The 15,938-nt window shown below is 63.7% G+C and carries 10 protein-coding genes; 8 read left to right on the top strand and 2 right to left on the bottom strand.

The genetic code is table 11. The features are described 5' to 3' along the window. Positions 1 to 12: 12 nt before the first annotated feature. From H3V09_RS01100 to acnA, 8 genes are all read left to right on the top strand, one after another. Positions 13 to 1,002, top strand: coding sequence for an ABC transporter permease (locus H3V09_RS01100; RefSeq protein ID WP_198191100.1), 990 nt, complete (start codon positions 13 to 15; stop codon positions 1,000 to 1,002). Between the two features lie 11 nt (positions 1,003 to 1,013). Further along, positions 1,014 to 3,011 carry a dipeptide ABC transporter ATP-binding protein gene (locus H3V09_RS01105; protein WP_198190660.1) on the top strand — a complete coding sequence of 666 codons (1,998 nt, stop codon included), beginning with the start codon at positions 1,014 to 1,016 and terminating at the stop codon, positions 3,009 to 3,011. A gap of 37 nt (positions 3,012 to 3,048) precedes the next feature. Continuing rightward, positions 3,049 to 3,897 carry a DUF3710 domain-containing protein gene (locus tag H3V09_RS01110; protein ID WP_198190661.1) on the top strand — a complete coding sequence of 283 codons (849 nt, stop codon included), beginning with the start codon at positions 3,049 to 3,051 and terminating at the stop codon, positions 3,895 to 3,897. A gap of 4 nt (positions 3,898 to 3,901) precedes the next feature. Continuing rightward, on the top strand, positions 3,902 to 4,588 hold the full coding sequence (locus H3V09_RS01115; RefSeq protein ID WP_198190662.1) for a DUF3159 domain-containing protein: 687 nt from the start codon (positions 3,902 to 3,904) through the stop codon (positions 4,586 to 4,588). Further along, the gene (locus H3V09_RS01120; protein ID WP_198191101.1) at positions 4,581 to 5,867 is read left to right on the top strand and encodes a class I SAM-dependent RNA methyltransferase; all 1,287 of its coding nucleotides are present in this window, start codon (positions 4,581 to 4,583) and stop codon (positions 5,865 to 5,867) included. Before H3V09_RS01115 ends, H3V09_RS01120 begins: the two co-directional genes overlap by 8 nt. Position 5,868: 1 nt before the next feature. Continuing rightward, positions 5,869 to 6,483 (top strand): hypothetical protein, encoded by a 615-nt coding sequence (locus tag H3V09_RS01125; RefSeq protein WP_198190663.1) that lies wholly within the window; start codon positions 5,869 to 5,871, stop codon positions 6,481 to 6,483. 13 nt (positions 6,484 to 6,496) lie between these two features. After that, positions 6,497 to 8,983, top strand: coding sequence for an HAD-IC family P-type ATPase (locus H3V09_RS01130; protein ID WP_198190664.1), 2,487 nt, complete (start codon positions 6,497 to 6,499; stop codon positions 8,981 to 8,983). A 111-nt stretch (positions 8,984 to 9,094) separates the two neighbouring features. Next, complete coding sequence (acnA, locus tag H3V09_RS01135; protein ID WP_198190665.1) at positions 9,095 to 11,824, top strand: aconitate hydratase AcnA; 2,730 nt, start codon at positions 9,095 to 9,097, stop codon at positions 11,822 to 11,824. Between the two features lie 51 nt (positions 11,825 to 11,875). Here the strand turns inward: acnA and H3V09_RS01140 are convergent, their stop codons facing one another. After that, complete coding sequence (locus tag H3V09_RS01140) at positions 11,876 to 12,679, bottom strand: Bax inhibitor-1/YccA family protein (protein WP_198190666.1); 804 nt, start codon at positions 12,677 to 12,679, stop codon at positions 11,876 to 11,878. Positions 12,680 to 13,003: 324 nt separating this feature from the next. Beyond that, positions 13,004 to 15,364 carry an InlB B-repeat-containing protein gene (locus H3V09_RS01145; RefSeq protein WP_198190667.1) on the bottom strand — a complete coding sequence of 787 codons (2,361 nt, stop codon included), beginning with the start codon at positions 15,362 to 15,364 and terminating at the stop codon, positions 13,004 to 13,006. Positions 15,365 to 15,938 lie beyond the last annotated feature (574 nt).

The raw sequence follows: 15,938 nt of genomic DNA on the forward strand, positions 1-15,938 counted from the left end.
AGTGAAACGGCAATGAACGAGTCAAGCGAACAGAACGAAAGCCAGGTCCACGTATACTTCCCGGACCCCCTGCCGGGGCAGGAGCGGTTCGTGGCCCCAGTCGACGAGACACCCCTGCGCGAGGTGGACTCGGTGGATGAGGATGTGCCACCCACCAGTATGTGGGCCGACGCCTGGAAGACCCTGAGGCGCAACCCGCTCTTCATCATCTCTGCAATCCTGGCGATTGTGGTCATCCTGGTGGCCCTCTTCCCCAACCTCTTCGCCAAGCAGGACCCCATGGCCTGCAACCTGTCCAACTCTGTGGAGCCAGGTCGGCCGGGACACCCCTTCGGCTTCGACCTGCAGGGCTGCGATGTCTACAGCCGCGTCATCCATGGGGCTCGGACCTCGGTGGCCATCGGCGTCATGACCACCATCCTGGTCACCGTCTTCGGCGGACTCATCGGCGCAATCGCTGGATTCTTCGGGGGCTGGGTCGACGCAGTACTCAGCCGCATCACCGACATCTTCTTCGCCATCCCTATGATCTTGGGTGCCATCGTGCTCCTGCAGATGTTCCGTACCTCCACCTCACTGTGGAAGATCATACTGACTCTGACCCTCTTCGGCTGGGTCAACATGGCACGTATCACCCGAAGCGCCGTCCTGGAAGCCAAGAACCTGGAGTTCAACACTGCTTCCACGGCCCTGGGCTCCACGCCTCTTCGCAACCTCTTCCGGCATATCCTGCCCAACTCATTGGCCCCGGTCATTGTCATGGCTACCATGTCGCTGGGCAGCTACATCGTCTCTGAGGCCACTCTGAGCTTCCTGGGCATCGGCCTACCCTCCACAGTGGTCTCCTGGGGAGGGGATATCTCGACGGCCCAGAGCCTTCTGACCACCAATCCCTCGGTCCTCTTCTATCCCTCCGCAGCCCTGGCCATCACTGTGTTGGCCTTCATCATGATGGGTGACGCGGTCAAGGATGCATTGGATCCCAAGAGCAGAACGGCCTGAGTGGAGGAAGCATGACTGAAGCAGACAAGAACATGACCACCAATCAGGAGAATCAGCCCCTGCTCGATGTACGGGATCTGCAGGTGGACTTCACCGCCGATGGGCGCACCGTCCACGCAGTTCGCAATGCCTCTTTCAACGTCTATCCCGGCCAGTGGGTGGCCATCGTGGGGGAGTCCGGCTCGGGCAAGTCCACCTCGGCCATGGCTGTGCTTGGTCTTCTGCCTGGCACCGGCAAAGTGACCGGCGGCAGTATCCGACTCAAGGGTCGCGAGCTGGTGGGCTTGGACCGCAAGGACTACGAGGCACTACGCGGCTCCCAGGTGGGCCTGGTCCCGCAGGACCCCATGAGCAATCTGAACCCGGTCTGGCGCATCGGTTCCCAGGTCAAGGAGGCGCTGACCGCCAACCACATGGATGTCTCCCGGGAGAAGCGCTCCCGGCTGGCCAAGGCTCTGGCTAGCGACGAAGAGGTGAAGGTAAAGAAGTCTGACGACGAGCTCTTCATCTCCTCCAAGGACCTGCCTGGTCTGCTCGAGGCCGCTCGCCAGGCCCTGAGCGACGCCGGGGTTGCCGACGTGGACAAGACCATGGAGGCCATGAAGGCCGAGTGGGATGTGGGTTCTGAGACCCGATGGGGTGTGGCCAAGTCCCTGATTGACGCCGGTGTGAGTGACGACAAAGCCTGGACGCTGGCCAAGGAGCATGTGACCGGTTCGGATATGGATGACCGTATCGCCGGTCTGCTGTCGGAGGCGGGGTTGCCCGAGGCCGCCACCAGGGCCCGGCAGTATCCCCATGAGTTCTCCGGAGGCATGCGCCAGCGCGCCCTGATCGCCATCGGCCTGGCCTCCCGGCCCGACCTGTTGATTGCGGACGAACCCACCAGCGCACTGGATGTGACCGTCCAGAAGCGGATTCTGGACCACCTGCGCAGCCTGACCGAATCCCTGGGCACCGCTGTGCTCTTCATCACACACGACCTGGGTCTGGCGGCCGAGCGCGCCCAGCATATCGTGGTCATGTACCGGGGCCAGGTGGTGGAGTCCGGGCCCAGCCTGGAGGTCCTGCAACACCCCCAGCACCCCTACACCAAGCGGCTGGTCCAAGCTGCGCCCTCGCTGGCCTCCCAGCGCATCATATCCGCCAAGCAGCGTGGTCAGGATGCCGAAGGGCTGCTGGAGCACCACGTCAAGGGCGAGAGCACCTTGGAGCGTAGCGAGCACGTCATCACTGTGGAGCACTTGACACGCGAGTTCAGGCTGCCGCGTCGTAAGGAGATGTTCAAGGCAGTGGACGACGTCTCCTTCTCGGTCAAGCGGGGAACCACCCTGGCCATCGTGGGGGAGTCCGGCTCGGGCAAGTCCACCGTGGCCAACATGGTTCTGCACCTGCTCAAGCCCACCTCGGGTCGGGTGACCTACGAGGGCCAGGACATCGCCGGTTTCGGCAGCCGTCAGCTCATGGAGTTTCGGCGACACGTGCAGCCGGTCTTCCAGAACCCTTACGGCTCCCTGGACCCCATGTACTCCATCTACCGCTCCATTGAGGAGCCCCTGCGCATCCACAAGATCGGCAACGCCAAGTCCAGGCAGAAGCGGGTCAAGGAGCTGCTGAACATGGTGGAGATGCCTGAGTCGGTCATGGGGCGCTATCCCAACGAGCTTTCCGGCGGTCAGCGTCAGCGCATAGCCATCGCTCGGGCCATGGCCCTGAATCCGGATGTGATCATTTGCGACGAGGCCGTCTCCGCCTTGGACGTGCTGGTCCAGGACCAGGTGCTGCGGCTGCTCAACGACCTTCAGGCCGAGCAAGGTCTGAGTTACCTGTTCATCACCCACGATCTGGCCGTGGTCAGGCAGATCGCCGACGAGGTGGTGGTCATGCAGCACGGTCGGCTGGTGGAGCACGCCACCACCGACGAGGTCTTCGACCATCCGCAGCGCCAGTACACCAAGGATCTGCTGGACGCCATTCCAGGCGGCAAGCTGCGCTTGGGTCTCGACTAGGTATCCTTTGCACAGACTCACAAGGAAATGAGGCATCATGGGATTGTTCGGTTTCGGCAGGAAACGCGCCAAGAGGCAGGCCGAGGAGGACGTCAAGGATCAGGAGGACAAGTCTAAGGAGCTCGACAAGTCCAAGGACGCTGAGGAATCCACTGAGCAATCTGATCTGACGTCAGAGACGGATCGTGACGAGACGGCTACGGAGCAGGACGAAGCCGAGCAGAGCGGCCAAGGCCCTTGGGACAGCATGGATCCCGAGGCGCCCGACACCGATGAGTATCTGGACATCGGCGCCCTGATGCTTCCCTTCCTGCAGGGCAGCGAGCTGAGGCTCAAGGCCAACTCGCAGACCGGCGACGTGCTGGGAGCCACCATCACCTATAAGTCTTCCAGTCTGGAGTTGGAGCCCTTCGCTGCCCCCAAGTCCCTAGGCCTGTGGGACGAGGTTCGGGCCGACTTGCTCAAGGCCAACCCCTCCTGCGAGGAAGTGGACGGTGTCTTCGGCAAGGAGCTGACCCTGCCTGTCAAAGTCAAAGGCAAGAACCTGCTGACCCGTGTGGTGGGTATCGACGGACCCCGTTGGATGCTTCGAGGCATCTTCTCCGGCCCGGCGGCCAAGGGCGGCAAGGAGAAGGATGTTCTTGACGGCTATCTGGCCGACCTGGTGGTAGTCCGTGGCGATGAGCCCCTGGCCCCCCGAGACCTGGTTCCCATGCATGCGCCCATCACCCCCAATCAGCGCCGCGGAGAAGCCGAGGATTCTAAGTCCACGGATGATGAGGAAGCCCAGATTCCTGATAAGCCGAAGGGCCCCTTCAACTCAGACCAGCAGACCGAGGTGAAGACCACACTGTCGCGCGGACCCATGTTCTCGGAGGTTCGCTAAGGCTGTGGAGCAGAAGCATTCCGGGCTGGCGGCGCTGGCTGACGACGATTTCTCCGTCATGGAGGCCATCGGCGGATGGAGGGGGATCGTCGAGTCCCTGTTGCCGGGGCTGGTATTTCTGGTTTTCTTCCTGGTGGCCGGCCGTCTGGGGCTGACTGTGGTGGTTTCGGCGGTTCTTGCCCTGGTGCAGCTGATGATTCGCCTGGTCCAGCGGCAGTCCTTTCTGGGAGCGCTGACCGGTCTGATCTCGGTGGGCATCTGCCTGGTGGCCGCGTGGCTGACCCGGGATGCCCGCAACTATTACCTGCCAGGATTCCTGACCAATGGATTCTGGATTATCGTTTTGGGTGCCTCACTGCTGGCACGGATGCCCGGCATCGGCCTGCTGGTGGAGTATCTGCGCCGACCTGTCGTTTCAGGCTGGAAGCAATGGCTGGCATCCTGGCGAAGTGAGCCAGAACTGGTACGGGCCTACACCCAGGCCACCCTGGTCTGGATCGCCGTCTTCGCGCTTCGTTTGCTGGTACAGGTGCCACTTTACATGGCCGGCTCTGTTGGGTTTCTCGGTGCAGCGCGTTTGATCCTGGGCCTGCCCCTGTTTGCTCTGGGCATCTGGGTCAGCTGGCTGTTGATCGGAGGCCCTTATCATCGTCGCCAGGTCGACCAGGAGGTCCATGCCGATCATGACTGAAACCAGGGTTCGTCTGCGCATCGAACGTTACGCCGACCAGGGCCGTTGCGTGAGTCACTTGGAGGACGGCCGGGTGGTCTTCGTCCGCTTCGCCCTGCCTGGGGAGCTGGTGGAGGTTCTTTTGGACGAGCCTCACGGTCGGGCCGGTAGATTCGCTACGGGCGAGGTCACCCAGGTGCTGGAGGCCAACGCTGACCGTCGTGAGCCAGTCTGGCCCCTGGCTGGACCGCTGGCCTGGGGAGGAGGCCTGGGCGGCGCCGATCTGATTCATGTGAGCCTTCCCGGTCAACTGGCCTGGAAGGCCGACCTGATCGGCCAGCAGATGGCTCGCCTGGGCGGGGTGGATGTTCAGGTGCCTGTGGCCCGGGTTCCGGGCGATGAGGAGCTGGGCGGCCTGCACTGGAGGACCCGAATCGAGCTGGTGGCCGACGACCAGGGCCGTCCCTCCATGCGTCGGCGGGGATCGCATGACCGTCTACCGATTCAGACCATGCCCCTTGCCACACAGGAGTTGCTGAAGCTGGCCGAGGACCTGGGTATCTGGGAAGGCGGCCTGCCCGCCGGTGCACGCATACGCCTGGCCGTGCCACAGTCACGTGATGGGGGACCGGTCGGTGATAACTACGCCCTGCTGGTGGATGGCCGCCTGAATAAAGGGAGCCGCCTGCTGACAGAGCGGCTGGAGGCCGGGGAAGGACCTGAGTACCAGGTCAGGGCTGACGGATTCTGGCAGGTTCACCGTCAGGCACCGGTCGTGCTGACCAAGGCGGTTCTGGACCAGGCTCAGCGGGCCTTGGATGGGGTCACTGAGCCGGTCATCTGGGATCTCTACAGCGGATCAGGGCTTTTTACCCTGCCCCTGGCTGCTCTGGCCGACGGTCGGGTCCGGCTCCTGGCTGTGGAGGGTTCCGCCGGAGCCATTGCCAGTGCGAAAAACAACGTGAAGCGGGCCGGGGCGGACCGGGTGGTCCTGCGTCGAGGAGATGTGGCCAAGGTCCTGGCTGCCGGTGCTCCCAAGGGACTGGGCCATCCCAATCTGATCCTGCTGGATCCGCCCAGGGCCGGCGCCAAGGCTCAAGTCTGCCGACTGCTGGCCGCCAGCGGGGCTGGGACCATCATCTATGTGGCCTGCGATCCGACCAGCCTGGCCAGGGATACAGCCACTCTGATCTCCCTGGGCTACAGTCCCAAGAATCTTGAGGCCTTTGACATCTACCCGATGACCCACCACGTGGAGACTGTGGCGGTCTTCACCCGCACGGTGGGAAGGCGGCGCTGACATGAGCCGCGCCGGGCGGGTCCTGGCAGTGGTCAGGCGGCTGGCGGGTCTGCTGCTGGCGGTCGCCCTGCTGGCAGGCCTGCCCACGCTGACCGGATGCGCCCCCAAGGACAGGGCCGTGGGCGACTCCTGGCACGAGGGCACCGTGCCCCACGACGGCGTGGATCGCTCCGATACGCTCGTGGCTTTGATTGGATGCCCACAGAAAGGCGAGAAGGACCCGGATGCCGGTCTTGACAGCCGCATCCTGACATCGTTGAATGCGGAGCGCATGAAGGGCTATTTCTCCTCAGCGCAGTCCACCAGCGATCAGCAGGATGGGGTGCAGGATGCAGTAAACCGCGGGGTCAGTCTGATTCTGATCCGTCAACCTGGAGCCGGCGACTGGACTCACGCCCTGAAGGCGGCCAGGAAGGCGGGCATCCCTGTGGTAGAGTTCGCTCAAAGCGCCAAGGCTTGGACCCCTGACCCAGGTAGGCTCTACTATGCGGCTACGGTCCACCCGGTGGATCCTGCCGGGCATCCGCACGTGCCCCTGCTGGCCGACGCCCTGCAGACCATTGTGGATGACGGACCGCATGCAAGGATCATGGCCGTGCGCCTGAGCGCCGACTGAGAGGGGGCCGAGGATGAGCACAGGCAGTGAGCAAGAGCCGACAGTGGGCACAGGCTTTCCTGACACTGACCGGCCGGGGCTGAGCTCCCAGGAGGTGGAGCAGCTGAAGGCCCAGGGTCTGGTTAACGTTTCCCAGGACCAAACCTCCCGCAGCCTGGGTCAGATCATCCGCGACAACGTCTTTACCCTCTTCAACGGGATCATCCTGACCGCCATGGTGGTGGTCCTGCTGACCGGCCAGTGGAAGGACGCGGTCTTTGGCCTGATCATCATCATCAACACCGGCATTGGCGTGGCCACCGAGCTCAGGGCCAAGCACACCCTGGACGGGCTGTCCATCCTGGTGGCCTCCGATTACACGGTGCGCAGGGATGGGCGCAACCTGACCGTGCCCCACGATGCCATCGTCAAGGGGGACCTGCTCTGGATCCGCTCCGGGGACCAGGTGCCCGCCGACGCGCAGATCATCGACACCTACGGTCTGGAGCTGGACGAGTCCATGCTGACCGGTGAGTCGCGCACAGTCAGGCACAAGCCGGGCGACCAGGTCTACTCGGGTTCCACAGCCGTCTCGGGCATGGCCCTGGCCCAGGTGACCGCCGTGGGCGCCGACTCCTACGCCGCCACGCTGACGGCCAAGGCCAAGGTCTACAAGAAGGTTCGCTCCGACCTGAACGAGGGCATCAACACCATCCTCAAGGTCATGACGGTAGTGGTCATTCCCCTCTGTCTGCTGCTCATCTTCACCCAGATGCGGACCGTGGGCGGCTTCCAGACGGCGCTGGCCACGGGAGCCTGGCGGCAGGCTGTGGTGTCTGCAGTGGCCGGTGTTGTGGGCATGATCCCCGAGGGTCTGGTCCTGCTGACTTCCCTGAACTTTGCTCTGGCCGCCATCCGCCTGGCCCGGCATCAAACGTTGGTCCAGCAGATGGAGTCCGTGGAGACCCTGGCTCGGGTGGATGCCCTGAATCTGGACAAGACCGGCACCATCACCGACGGGGGCATCGTCTATGACGACCTGCACCCTCTGGCCGAGGATCTGCCGGAACAGCAGCTCCGGCAGGCCCTGGTGGACGTCTGCGCAGAGGAGAGCCCCAACGCCACCGGCCGGGCCATTCTCAAGGGGATAGACGACCTGCATCCTGGCAGAGCCGTCAGCCGCCTGCCCTTCTCCTCAGCCCGAAAGTGGAGTGCTGTGGCCGACCAGTCCGGGCGGATCTGGTACTTCGGCGCCCCGGAGGTGCTCCTGGCATCCCAGGCGGGCAGGTGGCCCGAGGTGGACAAGCAGGTGGCCGACCTGGCAGACCGCGGCTACCGGGTGCTGATGCTGGCCGCTCCCGACGGGTACCCGAGCACCGACCAGCCTGACTACTTCACCTGCAGCCCCGACCTGCCCGGGAACCTGAAGCCCCTGGCCCTGATTACCTGCTCGGAGCACATCCGCGACGACGCTGCCGAGACCCTGGCATGGTTCCGCCAACAGGGCGTGCGCTGCCGGGTCATCTCGGGCGACAACCCGGCCACGGTGGCGGCCATCGCCAGCAAGGTGGGTCTGACCGGCGACCAGGCACCCCGGGCCATGGATGCCCGTCAGCTGCCTGAAGACACGGCAGCTCTGGCCGAGGTCCTGGAGGATGTGGACGTGCTGGGCCGGGTCCTGCCCGACCAGAAGAAGGCCATCGTCCAGGCTCTGCACCTGAAAGGTCACACAGTGGCTATGACCGGCGACGGGGTCAACGACTCCCTGGCCCTCAAGGAGGCGGACCTGGGCATCGCCATGGGCAATGCAGCCGCCGCCACCAAGGCCGTGGCCCAGCTGGTCCTGGTGGATTCGCGCTTCTCCCATCTGCCTGACGTGGTGGCCCGGGGTCGGCAAGTCATGGCCAACATGGAGCGTGTGGCCGGCCTCTTCCTGGTCAAGACCGTCTACTCGGCCCTGATCTCACTGGGCGTGGTCCTGACCGGCATCCCCTTCCCCTACCTGCCACGGCACATCACCTACATCGGCGCCCTGACCATCGGAACGCCGGCCTTCTTCCTTGCGCTGGCCCACAACACCAGGCGCTACCGGCCCGGCTTCCTCAAGCGGGTGGTTACATTCGCCCTGCCCTCGGGCATCGCCACGGCTTTCATTGTGCTGGCGGCGGCCTGGAGCCTGCCCGGTCTGCTGGGCCTGAACCTGGCTCGGCCCGGGGATCTGGGACGCTGGCGGTCGGTCTGCGCCATCGTGCTCTTCTGCATGGGCGTGCTGGTCCTGACCCAGGTGGCCCGACCCCTGCGCTCCTGGAGGGGCCTGCTGGTCCTCTTCTTCGCCGCAGTCGGAGTGATCGGAGCCCTGATTCCCATAGTGGCGCAGTTCTTCGCCATCAGTCTGCCCACCGGTCCTGCCCTGGCCGCCACCGTGGCCTTCGCCCTAGTTGGTGCTCTGCTCATGGTCCTGGCCGTCCTGGGCTATCCAGCATGCGCACGTTACATCCGTCAGGTAACACATGGGCGCTAAGAATGAACCTCAAAAGCACAGATAAGCGTCGCTGACGGCTTGGGGTTCTCCCGCCGCCGGTCCACATGGGCGCAAGGACTAGTGCCTGAGCGTCCAAGGAAGGGGTGGTGCATGTCAGAATCAGCACAAGATGCCGGTCGTTCCAAGCTCAAGGTGGGCTCCGAGGAGTTCGAATACTACCGGATCAGCGACCTGCCGGGAATCGACCATCTGCCCTACAGCCTGCGCATCCTGGCCGAGAATTTGCTGCGGCACCAGAACGGAACCAAGGTGACCCGGGACCAGCTGGATCAACTTCTGGACTGGGATCCCAAGGCCCAGCCCGACAGGGAGATCCAGTTCAGCCCCGCTCGGGTGCTCATGCAGGACTTCACAGGCGTGCCCTGCATGGTCGACCTGGCCACTATGCGTGATGCCGTCAAGGCCCTGGGCGACGATCCCTCCCTGGTCAACCCGCTCATCCCTGCGCAGATGGTCATCGACCACTCCGTCCAGGTGGACAGCTCGGGCGTGCCCGGCGCCCTGGAACACAACATGGACATGGAATACCAGCGCAACAGTGAGCGCTACCGCTTCCTGCGCTGGAGCCAGCAGGCCTTCCGAAACTTCCGCGTGGTGCCCCCGGGCACCGGCATTATCCACCAGGTCAACCTGGAGTATCTGGCCCAAGTGGTAATGCGCAGGGACAGGACCCAGGGGGATGGGCCGGCTCTGGTCTACCCGGACTCCTGCGTGGGCACCGACTCCCACACCACCATGGTCAACGGCCTGGGCGTGCTGGGCTGGGGCGTGGGCGGCATCGAGGCCGAGGCGGCCATGCTGGGCCAGCCCATTTCCATGTTGGTGCCCCAGGTCTTGGGCTTCAAACTGACTGGATCGATTCCCGAGGGGGTCACCGCCACCGACGTGGTGCTGACCGTGACCCAGATGCTGCGCGAGGTGGGCGTGGTGGGCCGGTTCGTGGAGTTCCACGGCAAGGGTCTGGCCCAAGTCCCCCTGGCCAACCGGGCCACCCTGGGCAACATGAGCCCTGAGTTCGGCTCCACCTGCGCCATCTTCCCCATCGACCAAATCACCCTGGACTACCTGCGTCTGACCGGCCGCAGCGACGACCATGTGCGCCTGGTGGAGGCCTACGCCAAGGCCAACGGGCTGTGGATGGACCCGGAGGATCACGACTGCCCCGAGCCCGAGTATTCGCAGGTGCTGGAGCTGAACCTGTCTACGGTGCGTCCGTCCATCGCCGGTCCCCGGAGGCCACAGGACCGCATCCTGCTGGACCAAGCCCAGAAGACCTTCCAGCGGGATCTCAAGGATTACAGTGACCAGAGCAAGGACAAGGGCGAGGCTGTGCCGGTCAAGAAGGCCGACGGCAGCGAGTTCAGCCTGCGGGACGGAGATGTGGTCATTGCGGCTATCACCTCATGCACCAACACCTCCAACCCCTCGGTCATGGTGGCTGCTGGTCTTCTGGCCCGCCTGGCACGCGCCCGGGGCCTCAAGCCCAAGCCCTGGGTCAAGACCTCATTGGCTCCTGGCTCCCAGGTGGTGACGGACTATCTGACCCGGACCGGCTTGAGCGAGGACCTGGACGCCCTGGGTTTCGAGCTGGTCGGCTACGGCTGCACCACCTGCATCGGCAACTCCGGCCCCCTGGACCCGGCCATCCACCAGGCCATCGCCGATCATGACCTGACGGTGACGGCTGTGCTCTCGGGCAACAGGAACTTCGAAGGGCGCATCAGCCCGGATGTGAAGATGAACTACCTGGCCTCGCCGCCCCTGGTGGTGGCCTACGCCCTGGCCGGCACCATGGACTTCGACCCCTGGCGCGACCCCCTGGGCCAGGACAGCCAGGGCAAACCAGTCATGCTGGCGGACATCTGGCCCTCCCAGGAGGCCATCGAGTCCGTGGTGGGCACCGCCCTGGACCGGGACATGTACCTGCGCGACTATGCGGATGTCTTCGGCGGGGATGAGCGCTGGCGGAAGCTGGAGGTGCCGGAGGGCGAGCTCTTCCACTGGGACCAGGATTCCACCTACATCCGCCGCCAAACCTTCTTCGACGGCATGAAGGCCCAGCCCGACCGCCTGGAAGACATCCATGGGGCCCGGGTGTTGGCCCTGCTGGGGGATTCGGTCACCACCGACCACATCTCGCCTGCAGGGGCCATCAAGGCTGACGCTCCGGCCGGCCGCTATCTGCAGGAACATGGCATAGCCCCCAGGGACTTCAACTCCTACGGCTCCCGGCGCGGCAACCACGAGGTCATGGTCAGGGGCACCTTCGGCAACATCCGTCTGCGCAATCAGCTGCTGGCCTCGGTGGGGCTGGATGTGCGCCCGGGAGGGTTCACCTACGACTTCCTGGACGGTCAGGAGACGACCATCTTCGAGGCGGCGCAGGACTATGCCAGGCAGGGCACGCCCCTGGTGATACTGGCCGGCAGCGAGTACGGCACGGGCTCCTCCAGGGACTGGGCGGCCAAGGGCACAACGATGCTGGGCGTGCGAGCCGTCATCGCCAGATCCTTCGAGCGCATCCACCGCAGCAACCTGATTGGCATGGGCGTGCTGCCTCTGGAGTTCCCAGCGGGTCAGTCGGCCCAAAGCCTGGGGCTGGACGGTCAGGAGACCTATGACCTGATTGGTGTCGATGCCCTGAACAGCTCCCTGCCCGAGCAGGTCCAGGTACGGGCTCAGCGGCCCGACGGTAGCAAGGTGGAGTTTGCGGCCAAGGTGCGTATCGACACACCTGGCGAGGCCGAGTATTACCGCAACGGCGGCATCCTGCAGTACGTGCTGCGTGGTCTGCTGTCCAGAGCTAATCAGGAAGCCTGAAGAAGATATAAAAAATCCCCGCCACCAATGCCAGGGGCGGGGATTTCCTTGTCAGTTGCGATCGCCGACCAGATCCAGGATGTAGAGGAAGAGGTTGACGAAGTCCAGGTAGAGGTTGAGTGCGCAGAGGATGGAGACTCGCTTGATGGCTTCCGGCCCCTGGCTGCGGTAGGTGGCGAAGATAACCCTGGTCTGTTGGGCGTCGTACATGGTGAGCCCGGCGAAGAGGATGATGCCGATGGCCGAGACCACGCGCAGGGCCGTGTTGGAGGGGGCCACGAAAAGCATGACCACCTGGACCAGGATCAGCATGAGCAGGCCGGCCATGAAGATGGACCCCATGCCCAGCATGTTGCGCCGCGTGGTCAGCCCCAGCATGCTCAGGACGAAGAAGAAGCCTGCGCTGATAACCAGGGTCAGCATGATGGACGGCAGTGAGTAGGTCATGAAGATGGTGCTCAGGGTGAAGCCCATCAGGGCCGCATAGATGTAGAACATGACCCGGGCGGTGGAGGTGCGCATGCGCATAACCCGGACGCTCAGGACCATGGCGAAGGCCACCTGGACCACGGCCATGCCGATCCAGCCCAAGGTGCCCGTGGCCTGCATGAAGGCCAGGAGCAGACCGGTCCGGGCAGTCAGGTAGGCCGTAAGGGCGGTGACCAGCAGGCCGACGGCCATCTCCGCATAGGCGCGGGACATGGAGACCCGCTCCGCTTTTTCGAAGCTGTATGCTGCGTTGGTGTCGATGGGCGAGTCCATGCCGTAGGGCTCACCACCCTGTGTGGTAGGCATCGGTTGCTGTGCGTACTGACTGTATGGGGCCTGCGGCCGCGAATCCCCGTTGAAAGTCATCTGCTCCTCCTTGTAGTTCCCGCCTGTGGCGGATGATCGTCTTGTTCAATTCTACATAGCCGGTTTGGCCATATAAAAGGTATTTGCTCAGGTTGGAATCAGGCGAGGATGGCTGCCATGGCGGGATGGTTGCATGCCCACTTCCCGCCATGGCGGTTGCCCCTTTTCTGATGTGCCGTTCAGCCCTTGCAAGGGTGGACGGAGTGTGGTGGGGGCGCGGGAGGAAGTGTCGGCTCTCTTGGGGTTTGAGCCTTAAGTGGCACGTTCCCCCTGCTCCCCCTATATGGGCCGGGGGCGGGGGATTGATACGCCGCCCGGCCGGTCTTACTCGTGCGAAGCGTAAAGCAGTCGGTGTGTTTCTCTACGGTGGCGGCGGGATGCGAGGACCCCGCCCATACTTATGGTCCCGGTGGCGAGGGCGAGCAGGATGCCTTCCCCGCCGGCCTGGGGGAGCATGCCTGCGGACAGGTACGTGTATTTGAGGGAGGTGTCCGGCTGTTGGGCTGAGCCGCCTATCGTGTAGTCCACGCTGACTGTGACCGTGCCCGGCTGGTGTGCAGGTGTGAGCACGCTGACGCTGTTGCCATCGCCACGCGTCAATCCTGATGCTGCAGTCTGGTCGAATCTGACGCCGGTGATCACCGGCGTCAGAGGAAACACCACCGGCACAGGAACAGGATTCGCCTTGGATCCGCTGGTGGTTGTCCCGTCGCCGAGCCGGCCGTCGTTGTTGTTTCCCCAGGCGTAGGCGTTGCCGTCGCTGCCCAGGGCCAGCGAAAAATCGTATCCAGCGCTGACCTGTACGTAGGTGAAATCCTTGGGCAGGTCCGGATACGTCTGGCGATCAGGCTGCTTTACAATGACCGGCGTATACCGGTCGGTGGTTGTCCCGTCGCCGAGCCGGCCATACGTGTTGTCTCCCCAGGCGTAGGCGTTGCCGTCGCTGCCCACTGCCAAGGAAAAACCATGGTCGTCATCTTCTCCTCCGCTGACCTGGCTGAACCTGATGCCCCGTTTGGTGCTGTCCGGCGGCGGGGTGATGGTGGTGGATTCGCCGCCCAGCTGGCTGCCTTTGTCGGGGCTGATGCTCCACTTGGTGTTCCGGTTAGCGGGCGACCACCTGGCGGTTAGGGTGAGATCCTTGGTGACGGGCCTGCTGAAGTCGTAGGCGACCTGTCCGGTGAACCATCCGTCGAACAGGAAGCCTTCGCGCGCCGGATTGGGGGAGGGCCGCTTCACCCTCCCATACATAGTGGAGAAATTCTGGTCTGCTGGTTCGGGGTTTCCCCCGCACGTGTCGAATCGGACCGTAAGCGTGGATCGTGGTTCGGCGTCTCGTGTCAAGGTCTGGTCGACCGTGTACGTAATGCTCCTGGTGAAGGGCTGGCCGTCCTGCCTGCCGGTGATGAGGATGGCGGCTGGCCCGGGATTGCGTGCGGGTATGTCCGCCTGCCATGAGTCGTTGCTCCTGGTGAGTTTGAGCGGTTGGCCATCCATGCTGGCTGATTCCAGTGTGGGCGCGGTGCCGGTGTCGAGTCTTGCTGGCTTGCCTGGCTTGCCTTGAGAGTCCGGGCTCCACGTGAACATGTTGCCCTGCCTGCTGATGGCGGTGATCCTGTTGCCGACCTTGGCGGCCTGCATGTACTGCTGGCTCCCGTTGTCCGCCCGGATGGGTGTTTCGCCGGGCTTCCAAGCCCATATACGGCCGTCCTTGTCGGTGATCATGGCCTGGTCCTTGTTGGCTGTGATCTGGCTAGCCTTGGCGCCGTCCGGTAGGCCGACTGAGGTCATGCTGGCTGTGCTGTTGGACAGGTACCAGGCCTGCCCGTCCGTGTCCAGGAGGAGGAACCCTCGGCTGAGGGCTTGGGCTTGGACGATGCGCATGTCCGGGTCCTGCTTGACGCGTGCAGGCTTGGCGTTTCCGGTATCGGCCGTGTCCCAGGTCCAGGCCTGCCTGTCAGCGTCCACGATGAGGATCCGGCTGCCGGAGGCGACAGCGGTGACGGCCTGCGCATTTCCAGGCAGGCTGGTTGCGGCCTGCTGTATAAGTTGTGGATTCTGATTCTGGCTGCCGGCCTGTATGGCTTGGAAAGTGTGGGCCTGTCCCTGCCGGTCCACGGTCAGGAGCCGGTCGTCGTTGATGCTGATGCTGGTGAACCTGGTGTCCTGGCCGGTGTCGAGGATCGTGGGCATCGACTGCTGGCTGGTCCGGGTGTAGATCCGCTGGTCGGATCCGAGGGCCGCCTGCCAATGGTTGCCGGCTGCGGCCTGCAGGTAGCGGAACCCTTCGGCAGCCTGGGCGGGGGCGGGAACCTGCTTGGGCGTGCTGTCCTGCGTCCATGTGTAGATGTAGCCGTCGCCGGTCAGACCGACTAGTTGCTGCCCGGCAGCTTGCACGCTGACGTAGTAGGGCTTCTGCCTGTCGGGTGGGCTGATGGTCAGCTGGGCACCGGTGGCGGGCCCGTGATCCGGGCTCAGTGTCCAATCCGTAGTTTTGGCCCATTTTGCAGTCAGAGTTATGTCTTGGAGAATAGGGGTCTGGAAGTCGAAAGGCTGGCCGTCAAGCGTCCACCCGTCGAAGCGGAAGCCCTCACGCACGGGGTTCTTTTCCGGATGTAAGGTGAGCGTGCCGGTCTTCACAGTCGCCTGTGTGTGTTTGCTGCTGTCGGTGGTGTTGAACTGCACTACGTGGACGGCTTGATCGTTCGCCTTTTCAGATGGTTTGGCTGAAGTCGAAGTAGTGCTGTCCTGGATGTCTGTCGACGATGACGGACCATTCGAACCTGTTGGGATTGTCGTAACAGTGTTGCTTGGGCTTACTGTTTCAGGGCTTAATGGCGAGGTGGTTTGTATTGGTGATGGCGAGGGTAGTGGGGTGTTTGTTGCGTTGCTGGGGAGAGTGCCGGGGGTTTGCTCAGCTACGCGAGGGGTCTGACGACCCCCCCCCCCTGGTGAGTACAGGAGCGTCCGCTTGGGCGGATGCGACACCCAAGCCTGCCAATAGGCCTAGCAGGTCGGTCATAATCGCCGTAATGCGACGCAGGCAGGAAACCAGATGCATGAAACCAAAACCCCTTCACCAAACACCAAGCGGTATCAACGCCGCTTATCTATTAAAGTTCTCCCTGACAGTGCCAGTCCTACATCAAAACGCAGGAGCAGTGCACAAGCCAGTCGTCTCCTCGATATCCCCCGCTTTTCACCTTACCGCCCAGCCACCAGACAACACACGAGATGCAAATGCATGGCGGCAGGCCTC

Source organism: Bifidobacterium sp. M0399 (genome assembly GCF_016100595.1).
Taxonomy (GTDB): Bacteria; Actinomycetota; Actinomycetes; order Actinomycetales; family Bifidobacteriaceae; genus Bombiscardovia; species Bombiscardovia polysaccharolytica.